Raw genomic sequence first — 20,678 nt, 5'->3', positions numbered from 1 at the left:
TCAGGCGCCCGCGTTCACCCCGCGCGCCGCCGCGATCTGCCGGGACATGATCGTCGTCAGCTCGTACGCCGTGTGGGACGCGGCCACCGACGTGATCTCCGCGTGGTCGTACGCGGGCGCCACCTCCACGACGTCCGCCGAGACCAGGTTGCAGGACGCCAACCCCCGCAGGATCTCCAGGAGTTCGCGCGAGGTCATACCACCGGCCTCGGGCGTGCCCGTGCCGGGCGCGTGGGCCGGGTCCAGGCAGTCGATGTCGATGGAGATGTACAGCGGGCGGTCGCCGATGCGCTGACGCAACTGGTCGGCGACCTCGTCCGCGCCGCGCCGGTAGACGTCCGCCGACGTGACGATGCCGAAGCCCATCTTCTCGTCGTCCGTGAGGTCCTGCTTGCCGTACAGCGGGCCGCGGGTGCCGACGTGGGAGAGCGCGGAGGTGTCGAGGATGCCCTCCTCGACGGCCCGGCGGAACGGCGTGCCGTGGGTGTACTCGGCGCCGAAGTACGTGTCCCACGTGTCGAGATGGGCGTCGAAGTGGAGCAGCGCGACCGGGCCGTGCTTCTTCGCCACCGAGCGCAGCAGCGGAAGCGCGATGGTGTGGTCGCCGCCGAGCGTCATCAGGCGGGCGCCCGTGCCGAGCAGCTCGTCGGCGGCGGCCTCGATCGTCTCCACGGCCTCGTTGATGTGGAACGGGTTCACGGCGATGTCGCCCGCGTCCGCGACCTGCGCGAGCGCGAACGGGGAAGCGTCCTGGGCCGGGTTGTACGGGCGCAGCAGCCGGGAGGCCTCGCGGATCGCGTTGCCGCCGAAGCGGGCGCCGGGGCGGTAGGAGACGCCGGAGTCGAACGGCACACCGACCACCGCGACGTCGGCGGCGCCGACCTCGTCCAGGCGGGGCAGCCGGGCGAAGGTCGCGGGGCCCGCGTAGCGCGGGACGCGGGACGAGTCGACGGGGCCGCGCGGCCGGTCGCCGCCCATTGCCGGGTTCTCGGTGCTGCTCATCGTCGGGCTTCCTCCAGGTCGTCCACGAGGTCGTCAACCGTGGCTCGGCTGCCAGGTCGTCCCCCGTGCCTCGGCTGCCGGTCCGCACCCGACCCTAGGTGGCCGCACGACGCCGCTGAAGTGTACGTTTCCTCCACTCGAAGCGACCGGAACGGAGGAATCGTCCACCGTGCGTGACCCACTCTCCCCTGCGGTGCCTCCCACCCCGCCGGTTCCGCTGTCCGCGCTGCTCTCGCGGGAGGACCTGGCCCTGCGGCAGATCGCCGGGCCGACCGACCCCGGCACGGTCGTCCACTGGGCGCACACCTCGGAGATGGCCGACCCGTATCCGTATCTGCTGGGCGGCGAGCTGCTGTTGACGGCCGGTATGCAGATCTCCGAGGCCGCGGACTCCCCGGCCTTCTTCGATGACTACGTCGCACGGATCGTGGCCGCGGGCGGCGCGGCGCTCGGCTTCGGTCTGGCGCCCGTGCACGACGCGGTGCCGCCCGCGCTGGTGGCGGCCTGCGACCGGCAGGGGCTGCCGCTCCTCGAGGTCCCGCCGCGCACGACGTTCGCGGCCGTGGCTCGTGCCGTGTGGCAGCTCATGGCCCAGGCCCGGCTGGCCGAGCTGCGCCGGGTCACGGAGGCCCAGCAGAGCCTGGCCGCGGCGGCGGCGCGCCCGGCCCCGGTGCCCTCGGTGCTGCGCCGACTGGCCCAGCGGCTGGGCGGCCGTACGGTCCTGTACGGGCCGGACGGAGCGGAGCTGGCGGGCGCGGGCCAGGCCCCGGAGCAGGCGCTCCGGGCCCTCCGGGAGCTGGCGGGGGTGGTACGGCCGCGGGGAGCCGAGTCCGCCCCGTCCTCCGCTCCCTCCTCCGCCACGGACACCGTCGCCGGTACCCATCTCGCCGCGTACGCCCTCGGCACCGGGCAGGGCTTCGTCCTCGGGGTCGCCTCCCCGCGCCGCGATCCGGGCGACCACACGATCTCCTCGGTCGCCGCCGTACTGCTGTCCCTGCTCACCGGCGAGCACCAGAGCGCCGACGGGGCGGCCCGCTCCTCGGCGCTCGTCCGGCTGCTGCTCGGGGCCCCGCCCCAGGAGGTCGCGCCGCTGCTCGGCGGGGACCGGTGGCTCGTGGTGCACGCCCGGCCCGCCGGGGACGAGCCCGCGCCGGACGCGGTGGCCGCCTCGGCGCTCGGCGCGGCGCTGGGCTCCGCGCTCGTGGACGCGGCCGGTGAGGTCGTCCGCGTCCTCGTCCCGGCCGAGCGGGTCCCGGCCGCCCAGCCCGGCTGGACGCTCGGCGTCAGCGCGGCGGCGGAGCCCGGCGCGTGGGCCCGCGCCGACGCGCAGGCCGCGGGCGCGCTGGCCCGCGCCCGCGCGAGGCGCCTGCCGCTGGTGCGCCACGGCGAACGCGCGGGCCTGGCCGCCCTGGTCCCGCCCGCGGAGGCCGCACTGCACTCAAGGACGCTGCTCGCGCCGATCGCCCGGCCGCCCGCGCTGGCCGAGACGCTGCGCACCTGGCTGTCCTTGCACGGCAGTTGGGACCGCACCGCGGTGGCGCTCTCCGTGCACCGCAACACGGTCCGCCAACGCATCGCCCGCTGTGCCGCGTTGCTGGAGGCGGACCTGGACGACCCGGACGTCCGCATGGAGCTGTGGTTCGCGCTGCGGCACTCGGGCCCGAGCTGACCGTCCGGTCCGTCCGCCTGCGCGGGAAGCGCACGGGACAGGGGCGGCGGCGCACCGGCAGAATGGGTGCCATGCCGATACCCGGGATGCCCAGCCGCGCCGAGCTCGTCGACCACCTCGTACGGACCCGTATCGCGGGCCATGTCGCGACCCCCCGTGAGAACAACCTCTCCCACTACCGGGGCCTGGCCAACGGCGACCGCGCGTTCTGGTTCGGCCTGGAGTTCGGCGACCGCTGGAGCGACGAGCAGGACGTCCTCGCGGTCATGGCGGAGCGCTGCGGAGTCAGCGACGACCCCGAGCACCGCTACGGCCAGGACACCATCGACCCGGAGCTGACGGTCGACGCCGTGGAGCGCCTCGCGGCCCGGCTGCGCAAGGCCGCCGACGGCGAACAGCGGGTGCTGCTGGCCACCGGGCACCCCGGCGGGCTCCTCGACGTCCACCGGGCCACCGCGGTGGCGCTGCGCGCGGCCGGGTGCGAGATCGTCGTCATCCCGGACGGGCTGCGGACGGACGAGGGGTACGTGATGCAGTTCGCCGACGTGGCCGTCCTGGAGCACGGCGCCACGCTGTGGCACACCCACTCCCCCGAGCCGATGCGCGCGATCCTGAACGGGCTGCACGCCGAGGGCCGCCCGCTGCCCGACCTCGTCGTCGCCGACCACGGCTGGGCGGGCTGCGCGGGACAGCTCGGCATCGACTCCGTCGGGTACGCGGACTGCAACGACCCGGCGCTGTTCCTCGCGGAGGCGGAGGGCACCCTCCAGGCGACGGTCCCGCTGGACGACCATGTCGCGAGCCCCCGCTACTACGACCCGCTGACGGCCTACCTGCTGGGACAGGCCGGTCTCACGGCCACCGACTGAGCCCGTCCGGGACACGGGGTCTCAGCACTGAGCCCGTCCGAGACACGAGGTCTCAGCGGGGGACGCGGACCACGCCCTCCTGGATCACCGAGATCGCGAGCCGTCCGTCGCGGGTGTAGATCCGTGCCTGGCCGAGCCCGCGCCCGCCGGACGCGGACGGCGACTCCTGGTCGTACAGCAGCCACTCGTCGGCTCGGAAGGGGCGGTGGAACCACATCGCGTGGTCCAGCGAGGCGCCGACCACGTCGCCGGTCGTCCAGCCGCCGCGCCCGTGCGCGAGCAGGATCGAGTCGAGCAGCGTCATGTCGGAGACGTACGTGGCGAGGACGACGTGCAGCAGCGGGTCGTCCGCGTACTCGTCGAGCTTGCCGTTGGTGCGGAACCACACCTGGGAGCGCGGCTCGCGGACCGTCCCGGCGGTGGCGAACGGCGGCTCGTCCACATAGCGCAGGTCGACGGCCGCGCGGGCTTCGAGCAGCCGCTCCAGGACCTGCGGGTCGCGGAAGACGTCGGCGTAGCGCGGCAGCAGCTCCTCGCCCCTGGGCAGGGTCTCCGGGTCGGGCGCGGGCGGCATCGGCGCCTGGTGCTCCATCCCCTCCTCGTACGTCTGGAAGGACGCGGAGAGATGGAAGATCGGCCGGCCGTGCTGGATCGCGACCACCCGGCGGGTGGTGAAGGAGCGGCCGTCGCGGATGCGGTCGACGGTGTAGACGATGGGCGCGCCGGGGTCCCCGGCGACCAGGAAGTACGCGTGCAGCGAGTGCGCGAACCGGTCCGCGGGGACCGTCCGCCCGGCGGCGAGCAGCGCCTGGGCCGCCACCTGCCCGCCGAAGACGCGCGGGACGACGGCGGCCTGGGACCGGCCGCGGAAGATGTCCTGCTCGATCCGCTCCAGGTCGAGCAGATCGAGCAGGGACCGAAGTGCCTGGGTCATGGCGTCAGTTGACGGACGGCATCGACGAGCGAGCCGATCCGGTCGCGGGCCTTAGAGCCCCATGTCCTTGGCGATGATCGACTTCATGATCTCGCTGGTGCCGCCGTAGATGCGGTTGACGCGGTTGTCGGCGTACAGGCGGGCGATCGGGTACTCGTTCATGAAGCCGTAGCCGCCGTGGAGCTGGAGGCAGCGGTCGATCACGCGGTGCGCGACCTCGGTGCAGAACAGCTTGGCGGAGGCGGCCTCGGCGGCGGTCAGCTCACCGGCGTCGAGGGCCTCGGTGGCGCGGTCCACGACGGCCTCGGCGGCGTCCACCTCGGCCTGGCAGGCGGCCAGTTCGAACTTGGTGTTCTGGAAGGAGGCGACGGGCTTGCCGAAGACCGTGCGCTCCTTGACGTACTCCTTGGCGAACCGGATCGCGGCCTTGGCCTGCGCGTAGGCGCCGAAGGCGATGCCCCAGCGCTCGGAGGCGAGGTTGTGGCCGAGGTAGGAGAAGCCCTTGTTCTCCTCGCCGAGCAGGTCCTCGGCGGGCACCTTGACGTCCACGAAGGCCAGTTCGGCGGTGTCCGAGACGCGCAGGCCGAGCTTGTCGAGCTTGCGTCCGATGGAGTAGCCCTCGGCCTTGGTGTCGACGACGAAGAGGGAGATGCCGTGGCGGCGGTCCTCGGCGGTGGGCGCGTCGGTGCGGGCGCAGACGATCATGCGGTCGGCGTGGACGCCGCCGGTGATGAAGGTCTTGGCGCCGTTGAGGACGTAGTGCGTGCCGTCCTCGGAGAGCTTGGCGGTGGTCTTCATGCCCGCGAGGTCGGAGCCGGTGCCCGGCTCGGTCATCGCGATGCCCCACATCTCCTCACCGGAGACGAACTTCGGCAGGTACCGCTTCTTCTGCTCGTCGGTGGCGAGCAGCTTGATGTACGGCAGGCCGAGCAGCGTGTGCACGCCCGAGCCGCCGAAGGTGACACCCGCGCGGGCGGTCTCCTCGTAGATGACGGCCTCGAACTTGTGGGTGTCCAGGCCGGCGCCGCCGAACTCCTCGGGGACGTTGATGCCGAAGACGCCCAGCTCGGCGAGCTGGTAGTAGAACTCGCGCGGCGCCTGGCCGGCGGCGAACCACTCGTCGTACACCGGCACGACCTCGGCCTCGATGAAGGCGCGCAGGGTCTCCCGGAACGCCTCGTGATCCTCGTTGAACACCGTACGGCGCACCGCCGCCACCTCCATCGGGCTATGCCTAAGCGCTTGCTCAGAGTGCACCGTACCGGCGAGTAAGGACGGGAGTCCAGAGCGAGGGAGCGGTGGGGCCCGTAACGCTCGTCACGCTGCCGGAGCAGCCCCGGCGCTCCGCCGAGGCCGCTGAGGCCGCGGGGAGTTGCCCGCCCGGCTCACGCCGTCCCGGCCGCGGCGAAGGCACCCCTGGCCATGCGGTGCAGGAGCGTCGCCATCGTGTCACGGCCGGGCAGGGGGGAGCCCGGGCGGCCCAGGTGGGGTGTGGAGTTGAGCAGGCCGAACACCGAGTGGACCGCCGAGCGCGCGCTCGGCTCGGCGAGCGCGGGGTACATCTCGCGGACGATCTCCACCCACAGCTCGACGTACTGCCGCTGGAGCTGGCGCACCAGCTTGCGGTCGCTGTCGCGGAGGCGGTCCAGCTCGCGGTCGTGCAGGGTGATCAGGGGACGGTCGTCGAGCGCGAAGTCGATGTGCCCCTCGATCAGCGAGTCGAGGACCTCCTCGGGGTTCCGGTCCGTGCCGTCCCCGCCCCCGTCGGCCTCGGCGAGCCGTCGCCTGGCCCCGGTCAGCAACTGCCCGCTGATGCCCACGAGCAGCTCGGCGAGCATCGCGTCCTTGCCCGCGAAGTGGCGGTAGAGGCCGGGTCCGCTGATGCCGACCGCGGCACCTATCTCGTCGACCCCGACGCCGTGGAAGCCGCGCTCGGCGAACAGCCGCGCGGCCTCCTTGAGGATCTGCTCACGACGGGTGGGGCCGTCGATTCTGGTGGCCATGGAATCGATTCTAGACAGGGAGGTTAGCGGTCGTTAACCTGAAGGGTGTGCGTTAACGCTCATTAACACGGTGAGGGGATCGCAGGATGCAGGAGGCACCGGAGCTGACGAGCGCGGCCGAGCCCGCGTCGGAGGCCTGGCGGGCCAACGAGGAGGCGCATCGCGCGCTCGTCGAGGAGCTGCGCGGCAAGCTCGCCGCGGCCCGGCTGGGCGGCGGCGAGAGGGCCCGCGCGCGGCATACGGCGCGCGGCAAGCTGCTGCCGCGCGACCGCGTGGACACGCTGCTCGACCCGGGTTCGCCCTTCCTCGAGCTGGCGCCCCTCGCCGCCGACGGGATGTACGACGGGCAGGCACCGGCCGCCGGAGTGATCGCCGGGATCGGGCGGATCAGCGGCCGAGAGTGCGTGATCGTCGCCAACGACGCCACGGTCAAGGGCGGTACGTACTACCCGATGACGGTGAAGAAGCACCTGAGGGCGCAGGAGGTGGCGCTGGAGAACCGCCTGCCCTGTGTCTATCTGGTCGACTCCGGGGGCGCCTTCCTGCCCCTCCAGGACGAGGTCTTCCCCGACCGCGAGCACTTCGGGCGGATCTTCTACAACCAGGCGCGGATGTCCGGCGCCGGTGTCCCGCAGATCGCGGCCGTGCTCGGCTCCTGCACGGCGGGCGGGGCGTATGTCCCGGCGATGAGCGACGAAGCGGTGATCGTGCGGAACCAGGGCACGATCTTCCTGGGCGGCCCGCCCCTGGTGAAGGCGGCCACGGGCGAGGTGGTCACGGCCGAGGAGCTGGGCGGCGGCGAGGTCCACTCGCGCGTGTCGGGGGTGACGGACCATCTCGCGGAGGACGACGCGCACGCGCTGCGGATTGTCCGGACCATCGTCTCGACGCTCCCCGCGCGCGAGCCGCTGCCCTGGGAGGTCGTCCCGGCCGTGGAGCCGAAGGCCGACCCCGCGGGGCTGTACGGCGCGGTCCCCGCCGACTCCCGTACGCCCTACGACGTCCGCGAGGTCATCGCGCGCGTGGTGGACGGCTCGCGCTTCGCCGAGTTCAAGGCGGAGTTCGGGCAGACCCTCGTCACGGGCTTCGCCCGCATCCACGGCCATCCGGTCGGGATCGTCGCCAACAACGGCATCCTGTTCTCCGAATCGGCCCAGAAGGGCGCCCACTTCATCGAGCTGTGCGACCAGCGCGGCATCCCCCTGGTGTTCCTGCAGAACATCTCCGGCTTCATGGTGGGCCGCGACTACGAGGCGGGCGGCATCGCCAAGCACGGCGCCAAGATGGTGACCGCCGTGGCGTGCACGCGCGTACCGAAGCTGACGATGGTGATCGGCGGCTCGTTCGGCGCGGGCAACTACTCGATGTGCGGCCGGGCGTACTCCCCGCGCTTCCTGTGGATGTGGCCGAACGCCAAGATCTCGGTGATGGGCGGCGAGCAGGCCGCGTCGGTCCTTGCGACCGTCAAGCGCGACCAGTTGGAGGCGCGCGGCGAGTCCTGGCCCGCCGAGGACGAGGACGCCTTCAAGGCGCCGATCCGCGCGCAGTACGAGCGCCAGGGCAACGCCTACTACGCGACGGCCCGTCTGTGGGACGACGGTGTCATCGACCCGATGGACACCCGGCAGGTGCTGGGCCTGGCCTTGACCGCGTGCGCCAACGCGCCGCTTTCCCAAAGGGACTACACGGCGCCCCAGTTCGGCGTCTTCCGGATGTAAGGGGGAGTCCATGTTCGACACGGTGCTTGTGGCCAACCGGGGCGAGATCGCCGTACGCGTGATCCGCACGCTGCGGTCGATGGGCGTGCGCTCGGTGGCCGTCTTCTCCGACGCCGACGCGGACGCCCGGCATGTACGGGAGGCCGACACGGCGGTACGGATCGGTCCGGCTCCGGCGGCCGAGAGCTATCTGTCCATGGAGCGGCTGCTGGAGGCGGCGGCGCGGACCGGCGCCCAGGCGGTGCACCCGGGGTACGGCTTCCTCGCGGAGAACGCCGAGTTCGCGCGGGCGTGCCAGGAGGCCGGGCTGGTCTTCATCGGGCCGTCGGCGGACGCCATCGCGCTCATGGGCGACAAGATCCGCGCCAAGGAGACGGTGCGGGCGGCCGGGGTCCCGGTCGTCCCCGGCTCCAGCGGCAGCGGTCTCAGTGACGCCGAACTGGCCGATGCCGCCCGGGAGATCGGGATGCCGGTGCTGCTGAAGCCGAGCGCGGGCGGCGGCGGCAAGGGCATGCGGCTGGTGCGGGACGCCGCGCTGCTGGCCGACGAGATCGCGGCGGCCCGCCGCGAGGCCACGGCCTCCTTCGGCGACGGCACGCTGCTCGTGGAGCGCTGGATCGACCGCCCCCGCCATATCGAGATCCAGGTCCTGGCCGACGGCCACGGCCATGTGGTGCATCTCGGCGAGCGCGAGTGCTCCCTCCAGCGCCGCCATCAGAAGCTCATCGAGGAAGCGCCGAGCGTGCTCCTCGACGAGGACACGCGCGCGGCGATGGGCGAGGCGGCGGTCCAGGCGGCCCGCTCGTGCGGATACCGGGGCGCGGGCACGGTGGAGTTCATCGTGCCCGGCGGCGACCCGTCGTCGTACTTCTTCATGGAGATGAACACCCGCCTCCAGGTGGAGCATCCGGTCACGGAGCTGATCACGGGCCTGGACCTGGTCGAATGGCAGGTGCGGGTGGCGGCGGGCGAGCAGTTGCCCTTCGCACAGCAGGACATCACGCTCACGGGGCACGCGGTCGAGGCCCGTATCTGCGCCGAGACCGTGTCGGTCAAGGAGGGGGCCCGCGGCTTCCTGCCCAGCGGCGGCACGGTGCTCTCGCTGCACGAACCGCAGGGCGAGGGGGTGCGCACGGACTCGGGGCTGTCCGAGGGCACCGAGGTCGGCAGCCTCTACGACCCGATGCTGTCGAAGGTCATCGCCTACGGCCCCGACCGCGAGAGCGCGCTGCGCAAGCTGCGGGCGGCGCTGGCCCGGACCGTCACCCTGGGCGTGCCGACCAACGCGGGCTTCCTGCGCCGTCTGCTGGCCCATCCGGCGGTCGTGGCCGGTGAGTTGGACACGGGGCTGGTGGAGCGCGAGATGGACGGCCTCGTGCCGACCGAGGTGCCCGAGGAGGTCTACGCGGCGGCGGCGCTGCTGCGCCAGGCCGCCCTGGGCACCGAGGAGCGCGGCTGGGTCGATCCGTTCTCCGTGCCCGACGGCTGGCGCCTCGGCGGCGAACGCGCCTGGACGGTCCACCCGCTGCGGGTGCCGGGCCAGGACCCGGTGACCGTGCGCGTGCGCGGCACGGCGAACGGCGCCGTCGAGGTGCTCTTCGACGGCAAGGAGCCGCTGCGCGGACCCTCGGTCCTGCCGTCGGGCCGCGCCGCGAAGTCCCGGTTCACGTTCGCGCTCGACGGAGTGACGCACACCTTCGCCACCGCGGCGGACGGCACCTGGCTGGGCCGGGACGGCGACGCCTGGCAGGTGCGCGACCACGACCCGGTCGCCGCCTCGCTGGCCGGTGCGGCCCGTGCGGGCACGGACTCGCTGACCGCCCCCATGCCCGGCACGGTGACCGTCGTCAAGGTGGCCGTGGGCGACGAGGTGACCGCGGGACAGAGCCTGCTGGTGGTGGAGGCGATGAAGATGGAGCACGTCATCTCCGCCCCGCACGCGGGCACCGTCGCCGAACTCGACGTCACCCCCGGCACGACGGTCGCCATGGACCAGGTGCTGGCCGTGATCGCACCCCACGAGGACGAGACCGACCCCGGGACCACGGAGGCGCAGCGATGACCGACCGGCATCTGCCCATGGTCGTACCGGCCCAGGACCTGCCCGCGCGGGTCAGGATCCATGAGGTCGGCCCGCGCGACGGCCTGCAGAACGAGAAGCGCACGGTCCCCGTCGAGGTGAAGGCGGACTTCATCCGCCGGCTCGCCGAGGCGGGCCTGACCACCGTCGAGGCCACGAGCTTCGTGCACCCCAAGTGGGTGCCCCAACTCGCCGACGCCGAGGAGCTGTTCCCGCTCGTCGCCGATCTTCCGGTGGAGCTTCCGGTGCTCGTGCCGAACGAGCGCGGCCTGGACCGGGCCCTCGCGCTGGGCGCCCGCCGGATCGCCGTCTTCGCCAGCGCCACCGAGTCCTTCGCCAAGGCCAACCTCAACCGCACGGTGGACGAGGCCCTCGGGATGTTCGACCCCGTGGTCCGGCGCGCGAAGGACCGCAAGGCGCGGGTGCGCGGCTATGTCTCCATGTGCTTCGGCGACCCCTGGGAGGGCGCCGTCCCGATCCATCAGGTCGTCCGCGTCTGCAAGGCCCTCATGGACATGGGCTGCGACGAGCTGAGCCTGGGCGACACGATCGGTGTGGCGACCCCGGGCCATGTCCTGGAGCTGCTCTCCGAGTTGAACGAGGAGGGCGTGCCGACCAGCGCGCTCGGCGTGCACTTCCACGACACCTACGGCCAGGCCCTCGCCAACACCCTGGCCGCGCTCCAGCACGGCGTGACGACCGTCGACGCCTCCGCGGGCGGCCTCGGCGGCTGCCCGTACGCCAAGTCCGCCACGGGCAACCTCGCCACCGAGGACCTGGTGTGGATGCTCCACGGCCTCGGTATCGACACCGGGGTCGACCTCGACCGACTGGTCGCCACCAGCGTGTGGATGGCGGCGCACCTCGACCGCCCCAGCCCGTCCCGTACCGTCCGAGCCCTCTCCCACAAGGAGTGATCCCCATGGACCACCGCCTCTCCCCCGAGCTGGAGGAACTCCGGCGCACGGTCGAGGAGTTCGCCCACGACGTCGTCGCCCCCAAGATCGGCGACTTCTACGAGCGCCATGAGTTCCCGTACGAGATCGTCCGCGAGATGGGCCGCATGGGCCTGTTCGGGCTGCCGTTCCCGGAGGAGTACGGCGGCATGGGCGGCGACTATCTGGCGCTGGGCCTCGCGCTGGAGGAGCTGGCCCGCGTCGACTCGTCCGTGGCCATCACCCTCGAAGCGGGTGTCTCCCTGGGCGCGATGCCGATCCACCTCTTCGGTACGGAGGAGCAGAAGCGGGAGTGGCTGCCGCGGCTGTGCTCCGGCGAGATACTGGGCGCCTTCGGTCTGACGGAGCCGGAAGCGGGCTCGGACGCGGGCGGGACCCGTACGACGGCCCGGCTGGACCCCGAGACCGATGAATGGGTCATCAACGGCACCAAGTGCTTCATCACCAACTCGGGCACGGACATCACGGGCCTGGTGACGGTCACCGCGGTGACGGGCCACAAGCCGGACGGCCGACCGCTGATCTCCTCGATCATCGTCCCGTCGGGCACCCCCGGCTTCACGGTCGCGGCCCCGTACTCGAAGGTCGGCTGGAACGCGTCGGACACCCGTGAACTGTCGTTCGTGGACGTCCGCGTGCCCGCGGCGAACCTGGTGGGCGAGGAGGGCCGCGGCTTCGCCCAGTTCCTGCGCATCCTGGACGAGGGCCGGATCGCCATCGCGGCGCTGGCGACGGGTCTGGCACAGGGCTGTGTGGACGAGTCGGTGAAGTACGCCAAGGAGCGCCGGACCTTCGGGCGGCCCATCGGCTCGTACCAGGCCGTGCAGTTCAAGATCGCGGACATGGAGATGAAGGCGTACACGGCCCGGCTGGCCTGGCGTGACGCCGCGTCCCGGATGGTCGCGGGCGAGCCCTTCAAGAAGGAGGCGGCGCTGGCCAAGCTCCACTCCTCCACGATCGCGGTGGACAACGCCCGCGAGGCCACGCAGATCCACGGCGGCTACGGCTTCATGAACGAGTATCCGGTGGCCCGGATGTGGCGCGACTCCAAGATCCTGGAGATCGGCGAGGGCACGAGCGAGGTGCAGCGGATGCTGATCGCGCGGGAGTTGGGGCTGACGGACTGAGTCCGTAGGGACCGTACGGTGCGAGGGCCCGCGCTTGGCGCGGGCCCTTGTGCGTGCGGGGGGCTGGAACGCCCCACCCCTGGGACTATAACTAAGGTTAGGCTAACCTTCCTTCGGATTCATCCGGCGGACGCTCCGCCCTGTTCGAAGGCAGGCCACACCCATGTCCCACATCCGTGCCCTCCGCCCCACCCGCCGCGGTCTGCTCGCCGCCGGTGGCGCCCTCGGCCTCGGTGCCGCACTCGCGGCCTGCGGGGACGGCAAGTCGTCCGACGGCAGCGGCTCGGCGACCGCCGCGGCATCCGGGCCCTGGTCCTTCAAGGACGACCGGGGGCAGACCGCGACGGCGGACCGGACCCCGTCGAGCATCGTCGCGTTCGTGAGTGTCGCCGCCGCGCTCCATGACTACGGGGTCGAGGTGAAGGGTGTCTTCGGGCCGACGAGGACGAAGTCCGGCAAAGCCGACGTCCAGGCCGGTGACCTCGACATCGACAAGCTCACGCTGCTCGGCAACGAGTGGGGCCAGTTCGACATCGAGAAGTACGCGGCCCTCGCCCCCGATCTGCTCGTCACCACGATGTTCGACGACGCGGGCACCCTCTGGTACGTGCCCGACGAGTCGAAGAAGAAGATCCTCGCCGTCGGCGCGCCGAGCGTCGGGATCTCCGTCTACGACCGCCAGTTGACCGAGCCGCTGCAGCGCATGCTCCAGCTCGCGAAGGGGCTCGGCGCGGACCCCTCGTCCGCGAAGATCACCCGGGCGAAGAAGCGGTTCGAGGACGCGGCGGCCCGGCTGCGCGCCGCCGCGAAGGCCAACCCCGGCATCAGGGTGCTGGTCGGCTCCGCGAGCCAGGAGGTGTTCTACGTCTCCGGCTCCGACCTCTCGATCGATCTGGAGTACTTCAAGGCGCTCGGCGTCGACATCGTCGAGCCCTCCGCCTCCGCCCTCAAGGCGAGCGGCGGCTGGTACGAGAGCCTGAGCTGGGAGAACGTCGACAAGTACCCGGCCGACGTCATCCTGATGGACAACCGCACCTCGGCCATTCAGCCCGCCGACATCACCGAGGCGACCTGGAAGAAGCTCCCTGCTGTCAAGGCGGGCCAGGTCGTCGCCCGCACCACCGAGCCCATCCTCTCGTACGACAAGTGCGCGCCGCTCCTCGAGGACCTGGCCCAGGCGATCGAGAACGCCAAGAAGGTCGGCTGACACCTCCCCCTGTCGACCCCCTGACGCCCTCTCAGGAGTACCCATGACGACGGCCACAGCCGCCCCGTTCCGCTTCTTCTCCCTCCAGGTCGCACGGACGAGGCGGCTCGGGCCGTCCCTGGTCCGGATCACCTTCGCGGGCGACGACCTCAAGACGTTCCACTCCGAGGGACGCGACCAGAGCCTGTCCCTCTTCCTCCCGCACCCCGGCCAGCCCGAGCCCGTCGTCCCGATCGACCGCGGCGACCGGTGGTGGCAGGAATGGCGCGAACTGCCCGACGACGTACGGGCGGTGATGCGCTCGTACACGCTCCGCGCCCTCAGACGCGACCCCGACGAGATCGACATCGACTTCGTGCTGCACGGCGTGGCACCGGACTCGAAGGCTCCCGCCGGACCCGCCTCCCGCTGGGCCTCCCGCGCCACGGCGGGCGACCGCGTCGTCCTGCTCGGACCGGCGGTCGAGGACAACCGCGCGATCCGCTTCCGTCCGCCCGAGGACACCGACCTCGTGGTGCTGTGGGCCGACGAGACCGCCGTGCCCGCCGCCTCCGCGATCCTCACCTCGCTGCCCCCGCGCACACGCGTCCGCGCCTGGCTGGAGGCCGGTCGCCCCGGCGACGTCCAGGATCTCGCGACGGGCTCCGCCACCGAGATCACCTGGCTGGTCCGCTCCACCGGCTCCCCCACGGCGCTCAGCGCACTGCGGGACGCCGCACTCCCCGAGGCACGGGCCCCGTACGTGTGGATCGCGGGCGAGTCAGGCCGCATCAAGGAGCTGCGCCGGCACTTCGTCGGTGAGCGCGGGATCGACCGCCGTCGCGTCACCTTCGTCGGCTACTGGCGGCAGGGCCTGAGCGAGGAGGAGCTGCGCACCCGCGCGTGACGGCGGCCGGAGCGAGAGACGGCCGCCGGAGCGTGTGACAGCGGCCGGATCGAGTGACGGCGGCCACGGCCCGGCGAACTTCACAGAGATCAAAGTTAGGTTAGGCTTACCTAAGTTGAACTCCCCGATGCTTCCCCGTCCCGCACGGACCGTCCCCACCGGGAGGACCCCCTATGCGCTCGCACCTGCTCAATGACCTGACCACGGAGGGCTACCGCCGCTCCGTGACCGAAGGAGTAGAGCGGGTGGCCACCCAACTCGCCGCCGCCGAAGGCCCGTTCACCGGAGTCACGGTCGACGCCCTCACCGCCCGCCTCGACCGGGTCGACCTGGACCGCCCGTTGGGCGAGATCACCGCAGCCCTGGACGAGTTGGAGGAGGTCTACCTCCGGGACGCCGTCTACTTCCACCACCCGCGCTACCTCGCCCACCTCAACTGCCCCGTTGTCATCCCGGCATTGGTGGGCGAGGCGGTCCTGTCCGCCGTCAACTCCTCCCTCGACACCTGGGACCAGTCGGCGGGCGGCACGCTCATCGAACGCCGGATCGTCGACTGGACCACCGAGCGCATCGGCTTCGGCCCCGGCGCCGACGGCGTGTTCACCAGCGGCGGCAGCCAGTCCAACCTCCAGGCGCTGCTGCTGGCCCGCGAGGAGGCGCTCCCCGGCGGGGCGGACCCGGCGAGCCTCGCCCGACTGCGGACCTTCGCCTCCGAGGCGAGCCACTTCAGCGTCCGCAAGTCGGCGAAACTGCTGGGGCTGAGCCCGGACGCGGTGGTCACGATCCCCGTCGACAGCGACCACCGCCTCCACACCGTCGCTCTCGCCCACGAGTTGGAGCGCTGCACGCGGGACGGGCTGGTGCCGATGGCCGTCGTGGCCACCGCCGGTACCACCGACTTCGGGTCGATCGACCCGCTGCCGGAGATCGCCGAGCTGTGCGCCCGCCACGGCACCTGGCTGCACGTGGACGCGGCGTACGGCTGCGGACTGCTCGTCTCCCCCCGCCGCCGCGACCTCCTCTCCGGTGTCGAACGCGCCGACTCGGTGACCGTCGACTTCCACAAGTCCTTCTTCCAGCCGGTGAGTTCCTCCGCCGTGCTGGTCCGGGACGGCGCCACCCTGCGCCATGCGACCTACCACGCGGACTACCTCAACCCGCGCCGCGCACGCCAGGAGGGCATCCCCAACCAGGTCGACAAGTCCCTCCAGACCACCCGGCGTTTCGACGCCCTCAAGCTGTGGCTGACCCTGCGCACGATGGGCGCCGACGGCATCGGGGCGCTCTTCGACGAGGTCTGCGACCTGGCGTGGCAGGGCTGGCGGCTGCTGGCCGGCGACCCGCGCTTCGAGGTGGTCGTGGAGCCGCGACTGTCCACGCTGGTCTTCCGTTACCTCCCGCCGGTCGTCACCGACCCGGCGGAGATCGACCGCGCCAACCGCGCCGCCCGCAGTGCCCTGTTCGCCTCCGGTGACGCCGTGGTCGCGGGCACCAAGGTCCTCGGCCGCCACTACCTGAAGTTCACCCTGCTCAACCCCGAGACCACGGTGGACGACATCGCCGCCGTACTCGATCTGATCGCCGCCCACGCCGAGCAGTACCTGGGAGAGTCTCTTGACCGCGCTTCCTGAAATGCCCGGCAGGACCCACGACTTCGTAGGGATCGGGCTCGGCCCGTTCAACCTCGGACTCGCCTGCCTCACCGAGCCGATCACCGAACTCGACGGCGTCTTCCTGGAGTCGAAGCCGTCCTTCTCCTGGCATGCCGGGATGTTCCTGGACGGTGCCCACCTCCAGACCCCGTTCCTGTCGGACCTCGTCACCCTGGCCGACCCGACGTCGCCGTACTCCTTCCTCGCCTATCTCAAGGAGCGGGGCCGGCTCTACTCGTTCTACATCCGCGAGAACTTCTACCCGCTGCGCGTCGAGTACGACGACTACTGCCGCTGGGCCGCCTCGAAGCTGAGCAACGTCCGCTTCGGCACGACGGTCACCGAGGTGACGTACGAGGACGAGCTGTACGTCGCACGGACCGACGCCGGGGACGTCCACCGGGCCCGCCATCTGGTCCTCGGCACCGGCACCACGCCCCATCTCCCCGAGTTCTGCCGCGAGTTGGACGGCGAAGTCATCCACACCTCGCGCTATCTGGACCACAAGCACGCGCTCCAGGCCAAGGAGTCGATCACGCTGGTCGGCAGCGGCCAGTCCGCCGCCGAGATCTACCGCGATCTGCTCGGCGAGATCGACCTCCACGGCTATCAGTTGAACTGGGTGACCCGCTCCCCGCGCTTCTTCCCGCTGGAGTACACCAAGCTCACGCTGGAGATGACCTCTCCCGAGTACATCGACTACTTCCACGCGCTGCCCGAGCAGACCCGCTACCGCCTCGTCGAGGAGCAGAAGGGCCTGTTCAAGGGCATCGACAGCGCCCTGATCGACGAGATCTTCGACCTGCTCTACCAGAAGAACCTCGACGGCCCGGTCCCCACCCGGCTGCTCACCAACTCGGCGCTCACCAGCGCCCGTCACGAAGACGGCGGCTTCACGCTCGGCTTCCACCAGGAGGAGCAGCACAAGGGCTACGAGCTGCGCTCCCAGGCCCTCGTCCTCGCCACCGGCTACACCTTCGTCGAGCCGGAGTTCCTGAGGCCCGTCCGGGACCGGCTGCGCTACGACGCGCACGGCAACTTCGACGTGGCGCGCAACTACGCCATCGACGTGACGGGCCGGGGCGTCTTCCTCCAGAACGGCGGCGTGCACACGCACAGCGTCACCAGCCCCGACCTGGGCATGGGCCCCTACCGCAACGCGTCCATCATCCGGGAGCTGCTCGGCAGCGAGTACTACCCCGTCGAGAAGTCCATCGCCTTCCAGGAGTTCGCCGTATGAGCACCGGTACCGCCGCCCTCGGCGCCTTCGCCTTCCGCCCGGTCGACCCCGCCCGGGACGCCGCGCTGCTGCACCGCTGGGTCACCCACCCGAAGGCCGCGTTCTGGATGATGCGGGACGCCCGGCCGGAACACGTCGAGCGGGCCTACGGGGCGATAGCCGACGACGAGCACCATCACGCGTTCCTCGGGCTGTGCGACGGCGTCCCCGCCTTCCTGATGGAGACGTACGACCCGGCGCACCGCGAACTGGTCGGCCTGTACGAGCCGGAGCCTGGTGACGTCGGGATGCACTTCCTCGTCGCACCGACCGACACACCGGTGCACGGCTTCACCCGGGCCGTGATCACCGCCGTGATGCGGCGCCTGTTCGCCGATCCGACGACCGCGCGCGTCGTCGTGGAGCCCGATGTGCGCAACACGGCCGTGCACGCGCTGAACGCGGCGGTCGGGTTCGTGCCCGAGCGCGAGATCCGGAAGCCGGAGAAGACGGCGCTGCTCAGCTTCTGCACCCGCGAGCGGTTCGAGAAGGCGGTCGCCGTATGAGCCTCACCGCCGCCGTCTCCCATCTCTCCCCCGAGCACTGGGAGCGCGCCGAACGCCTCCTCGTCCGCAAGGCGCTCGCCGAGTTCGCCCACGAGCGGCTGATCACACCGCGGTCCGAGGACCCGGGCGCGTACGTCGTCCGCGGCGACGACAGGCTCACGCACTACCGGTTCACCGCCACCGTCCGCGCCCTCGACCACTGGGAGATCGACCCCGACTCGATCAGCCGTCACCGCGAGGGCGGTCAACTCCCCCTGTCAGCCCTGGACTTCTTCCTCGAGTTCCGCAAGCAGCTCGGGCTGAGCGACGAGGTGCTCCCAGTGTATCTGGAGGAGATCTCCTCCACGCTCTCCAGCACCTGCTACAAGCTCACCAAGCCGCCGGTCACTTCCGCCGAGTTGGCCCGGCGCGGGTTCCAGGACGTCGAGACCGGGATGACCGAAGGCCACCCGTGCTTCGTCGCCAACAACGGGCGCCTCGGCTTCGGCATCCATGAATACCTGTCGTACGCACCGGAGACGGCGAGCCCGGTCCGGCTGGTGTGGCTGGCCGCGCACCGCTCTCGGGCAGCGTTCACGGGCGGCGCGGGGATCGCGTACGAGCCGTTCGTACGGGCGGAGTTGGGGGACGCGACCGTCGAGCGATTCCACCGTGTGCTCACCGATCAGGGCCTGGACCCGGCCGACTACCTCCTTGTCCCCGTCCACCCCTGGCAGTGGTGGAACAAGCTCACGGTCACCTTCGCCGCCGAGCTCGCCCGTCGGCACCTGGTCTGTCTGGGCGAGAGCGACGACACGTATCTGGCGCAGCAGTCCATACGGACGTTCTTCAACTCCTCGCACCCCGAGCGGCATTACGTGAAGACGGCCCTGTCGGTCCTCAACATGGGGTTCATGCGCGGGCTCTCGGCCGCGTACATGGAGGCCACCCCGGCGATCAACGACTGGCTGGCCCAACTCATCGAGACCGACCCGGTGTTGAAGGCGACGGGCCTGACGATCCTCCGGGAGCGGGCCGCCGTGGGCTATCGCCATCTGGAGTACGAGGCCGCCACCGACCGCTCCTCCCCGTACCGCAAGATGCTCGCCGCGCTGTGGCGGGAGAGCCCGGTGACCCGCCTCCAGGAGGGTGAGACCCTGGCGACGATGGCGTCCCTCGCCCATGTGGACCACGAGGGCGCGTCGTTCGCGGGGGCGCTGATCGAGCGGTCGGGGCTCGCGCCCACCGAGTGGCTGCGCGGCTACCTACGGGCCTATCTCACCCCGCTGCTGCACAGCTTCTACGCCTACGGCCTGGTCTTCATGCCGCACGGCGAGAACGTGATCCTCGTCCTGAAGGACGGGGTGGTCCAGCGCGCGATCTTCAAGGACATCGCCGAGGAGATCGCGGTCATGGAAGCGGACACGGCACTGCCGCCCGAGGTCGAGCGGATCCGGGTGGAGGTCCCGGCGGAGCAGCGGCTGCTGTCCCTGTTCACGGACGTCTTCGACTGCTTCTTCCGCTTCGTCGCCGCGCATCTCGCCGCCGAAGGCACCCTGGCGGAGGAGGACTTCTGGCGCACGGTCGCCGAGGTCGCCCACGAGTACCAGGACGCGAACCCTCAACTGGCCGACCGGTTCCGGACGTACGACCTGTTCGCGCCCGAGTTCGCGCTGTCCTGCCTCAACCGGCTCCAACTACGTGACAACCGGCAGATGGTGGACCTGACCGATCCGTCGGGGGCGCTGCAACTCGTGGGGACCCTGCGCAACCCGATCGCGGGGCGGTAGCCGCCACGGTCGCCACGTCCGCCACACCCGCCATATCCGCCATATCCGCCGCAAGAACGGGTGGGCGCCCCGGTGTCACGGTCGACCGGGGCGCCCGCCGCGCGGATGGAACAATCACTCCCATGGCGGAGATCATCCAGAAGGACGGCACATGGACCTTCGACGGGGAGTCGCTGCGGCTGACTCCCGGACGGGACAAGGGCGTTGGGCTGCTACGGGCCACCCTGGGTGAACTCACCGTCCCGCTCGCCGCGTTGGCGGGCATATCGCTCGAACAGGGCCGGAGGAACGGGCGGCTCAGACTACGGCTGCGCGACGGCGCCGACCCGCTGATCCAGGCGACCCGCGGCGGGCTCTCCGACAGCGACGACCCGTACCGGCTGACGGTCGAGTCCGACCGCCTCGGCGTCGCCGAGTACCTGGTGGAGGAGGTCCGTACCGCGCTCCTGCTGAACCAGGTGCCGTCCGACCCGGTCGACACCTATCTGCTGCCCGGACCGGCGGTGCCGCTCTCGGTGTCCGCCGGGGACGGTGCGGTGAGCTTCGACGGCGAGAACGTACGCCTGACCTGGGGCTGGAAGACGGACGACGCGAAGGCGGCGGCGGGCGCCCGCACGCTGCCCGTGGCCGACATCACCGCCGTCCGGTGGCAGCCGTCGGCGGGTCTGGAGCACGGCTTCCTCCGCTTCACCGTGCGCGGCGTGGAGACCGAGGCACCGGCCAAGTACGACCCGCACGCGGTGGAGTTGTGGGGCTTCAAGAAGGACCCGCTGATGGCGCTCGTCGCGGCGGCCGTACAGGCCCGGCTGCCGCACCCGTCGGCGCCCGCGGCGCCCGCGGCCCCCGCCCCGCCGGTGCCGGAGTCCGCCGCGCCGACGGCTGAGCGCGCGGACGCGGAGAGCGATCACGACGCCCTGCTGCGTCGGCTGCGCGAACTGGGCGAGCTGCACCGGGCGGGCGTGCTGACGGAGGAGGAGTTCACGGTGGCCAAGCAGGCGGTCCTCAAGCGCATGTGAGGCCC

The 20,678-nt window shown here is 71.6% G+C and carries 17 protein-coding genes; 13 read left to right on the top strand and 4 right to left on the bottom strand.

Annotation, left to right across the window (positions count from 1 at the left end):
- Positions 1–978 carry an agmatinase gene (gene speB, locus NGF19_RS00875; protein ID WP_252421728.1) on the bottom strand — a complete coding sequence of 326 codons (978 nt, stop codon included), beginning with the start codon at positions 976–978 and terminating at the stop codon, positions 1–3.
- 193 nt (positions 979–1,171) lie between these two features.
- Between speB and NGF19_RS00870 the strand changes: the two genes are divergently transcribed.
- The gene (locus tag NGF19_RS00870; protein ID WP_252421423.1) at positions 1,172–2,671 is read left to right on the top strand and encodes a PucR family transcriptional regulator; all 1,500 of its coding nucleotides are present in this window, start codon (positions 1,172–1,174) and stop codon (positions 2,669–2,671) included.
- Positions 2,672–2,742: 71 nt separating this feature from the next.
- A complete protein-coding gene (locus tag NGF19_RS00865) occupies positions 2,743–3,540 on the top strand; it encodes a phosphatase (protein WP_252421422.1) in 798 nt (265 codons plus the stop codon).
- Between the two features lie 52 nt (positions 3,541–3,592).
- Here the strand turns inward: NGF19_RS00865 and NGF19_RS00860 are convergent, their stop codons facing one another.
- The 3 genes from NGF19_RS00860 to NGF19_RS00850 form a co-directional block, all read right to left on the bottom strand.
- A complete protein-coding gene (locus NGF19_RS00860) occupies positions 3,593–4,474 on the bottom strand; it encodes an acyl-CoA thioesterase (protein ID WP_252421421.1) in 882 nt (293 codons plus the stop codon).
- 51 nt (positions 4,475–4,525) lie between these two features.
- Entirely contained in the window at positions 4,526–5,683 is a 1,158-nt protein-coding gene (locus NGF19_RS00855) for an acyl-CoA dehydrogenase family protein (RefSeq protein ID WP_252421727.1), read from the bottom strand.
- Positions 5,684–5,859: 176 nt separating this feature from the next.
- The gene (locus NGF19_RS00850) at positions 5,860–6,477 is read right to left on the bottom strand and encodes an SACE_7040 family transcriptional regulator (protein WP_252421420.1); all 618 of its coding nucleotides are present in this window, start codon (positions 6,475–6,477) and stop codon (positions 5,860–5,862) included.
- Between the two features lie 86 nt (positions 6,478–6,563).
- Here NGF19_RS00850 and NGF19_RS00845 point away from each other — a divergent pair, with 86 nt between their 5' ends.
- The 11 genes from NGF19_RS00845 to NGF19_RS00795 all read left to right on the top strand — a co-directional run bounded on the left by NGF19_RS00845 (position 6,564) and on the right by NGF19_RS00795 (position 20,673).
- Positions 6,564–8,195 carry a carboxyl transferase domain-containing protein gene (locus NGF19_RS00845; protein ID WP_252421419.1) on the top strand — a complete coding sequence of 544 codons (1,632 nt, stop codon included), beginning with the start codon at positions 6,564–6,566 and terminating at the stop codon, positions 8,193–8,195.
- Between the two features lie 10 nt (positions 8,196–8,205).
- On the top strand, positions 8,206–10,257 hold the full coding sequence (locus NGF19_RS00840; RefSeq protein WP_252421418.1) for an acetyl/propionyl/methylcrotonyl-CoA carboxylase subunit alpha: 2,052 nt from the start codon (positions 8,206–8,208) through the stop codon (positions 10,255–10,257).
- Complete coding sequence (locus tag NGF19_RS00835) at positions 10,254–11,192, top strand: hydroxymethylglutaryl-CoA lyase (protein WP_252421417.1); 939 nt, start codon at positions 10,254–10,256, stop codon at positions 11,190–11,192. The genes NGF19_RS00840 and NGF19_RS00835 overlap by 4 nt, the downstream gene beginning before the upstream one ends.
- A gap of 5 nt (positions 11,193–11,197) precedes the next feature.
- The gene (locus tag NGF19_RS00830; RefSeq protein ID WP_252421416.1) at positions 11,198–12,358 is read left to right on the top strand and encodes an acyl-CoA dehydrogenase family protein; all 1,161 of its coding nucleotides are present in this window, start codon (positions 11,198–11,200) and stop codon (positions 12,356–12,358) included.
- A 163-nt stretch (positions 12,359–12,521) separates the two neighbouring features.
- Positions 12,522–13,565 carry an ABC transporter substrate-binding protein gene (locus NGF19_RS00825; RefSeq protein WP_252421414.1) on the top strand — a complete coding sequence of 348 codons (1,044 nt, stop codon included), beginning with the start codon at positions 12,522–12,524 and terminating at the stop codon, positions 13,563–13,565.
- A 43-nt stretch (positions 13,566–13,608) separates the two neighbouring features.
- On the top strand, positions 13,609–14,451 hold the full coding sequence (locus tag NGF19_RS00820) for a siderophore-interacting protein (RefSeq protein ID WP_252421412.1): 843 nt from the start codon (positions 13,609–13,611) through the stop codon (positions 14,449–14,451).
- A 173-nt stretch (positions 14,452–14,624) separates the two neighbouring features.
- Positions 14,625–16,082, top strand: coding sequence for a pyridoxal phosphate-dependent decarboxylase family protein (locus tag NGF19_RS00815; RefSeq protein WP_252421410.1), 1,458 nt, complete (start codon positions 14,625–14,627; stop codon positions 16,080–16,082).
- Entirely contained in the window at positions 16,066–17,343 is a 1,278-nt protein-coding gene (locus NGF19_RS00810; RefSeq protein ID WP_252421409.1) for a lysine N(6)-hydroxylase/L-ornithine N(5)-oxygenase family protein, read from the top strand. The genes NGF19_RS00815 and NGF19_RS00810 overlap by 17 nt, the downstream gene beginning before the upstream one ends.
- Positions 17,340–17,888: a GNAT family N-acetyltransferase gene (locus tag NGF19_RS00805; RefSeq protein WP_252421408.1), complete on the top strand. Its 549-nt coding sequence runs from the start codon at positions 17,340–17,342 to the stop codon at positions 17,886–17,888. Before NGF19_RS00810 ends, NGF19_RS00805 begins: the two co-directional genes overlap by 4 nt.
- Positions 17,885–19,657, top strand: a complete 1,773-nt coding sequence (locus NGF19_RS00800) for an IucA/IucC family protein (protein WP_252421407.1) — start codon at positions 17,885–17,887, stop codon at positions 19,655–19,657. Before NGF19_RS00805 ends, NGF19_RS00800 begins: the two co-directional genes overlap by 4 nt.
- A gap of 122 nt (positions 19,658–19,779) precedes the next feature.
- Positions 19,780–20,673, top strand: a complete 894-nt coding sequence (locus tag NGF19_RS00795) for a DUF4429 domain-containing protein (RefSeq protein WP_252421406.1) — start codon at positions 19,780–19,782, stop codon at positions 20,671–20,673.
- The last annotated feature ends 5 nt before the right edge of the window (positions 20,674–20,678 follow it).

Origin of the sequence: Streptomyces macrolidinus, assembly GCF_023887685.1 — a bacterium.
Taxonomy (GTDB): domain Bacteria; phylum Actinomycetota; class Actinomycetes; order Streptomycetales; family Streptomycetaceae; genus Streptomyces; species Streptomyces macrolidinus.
This window is presented reverse-complemented; position numbering and strand designations above follow the sequence as displayed.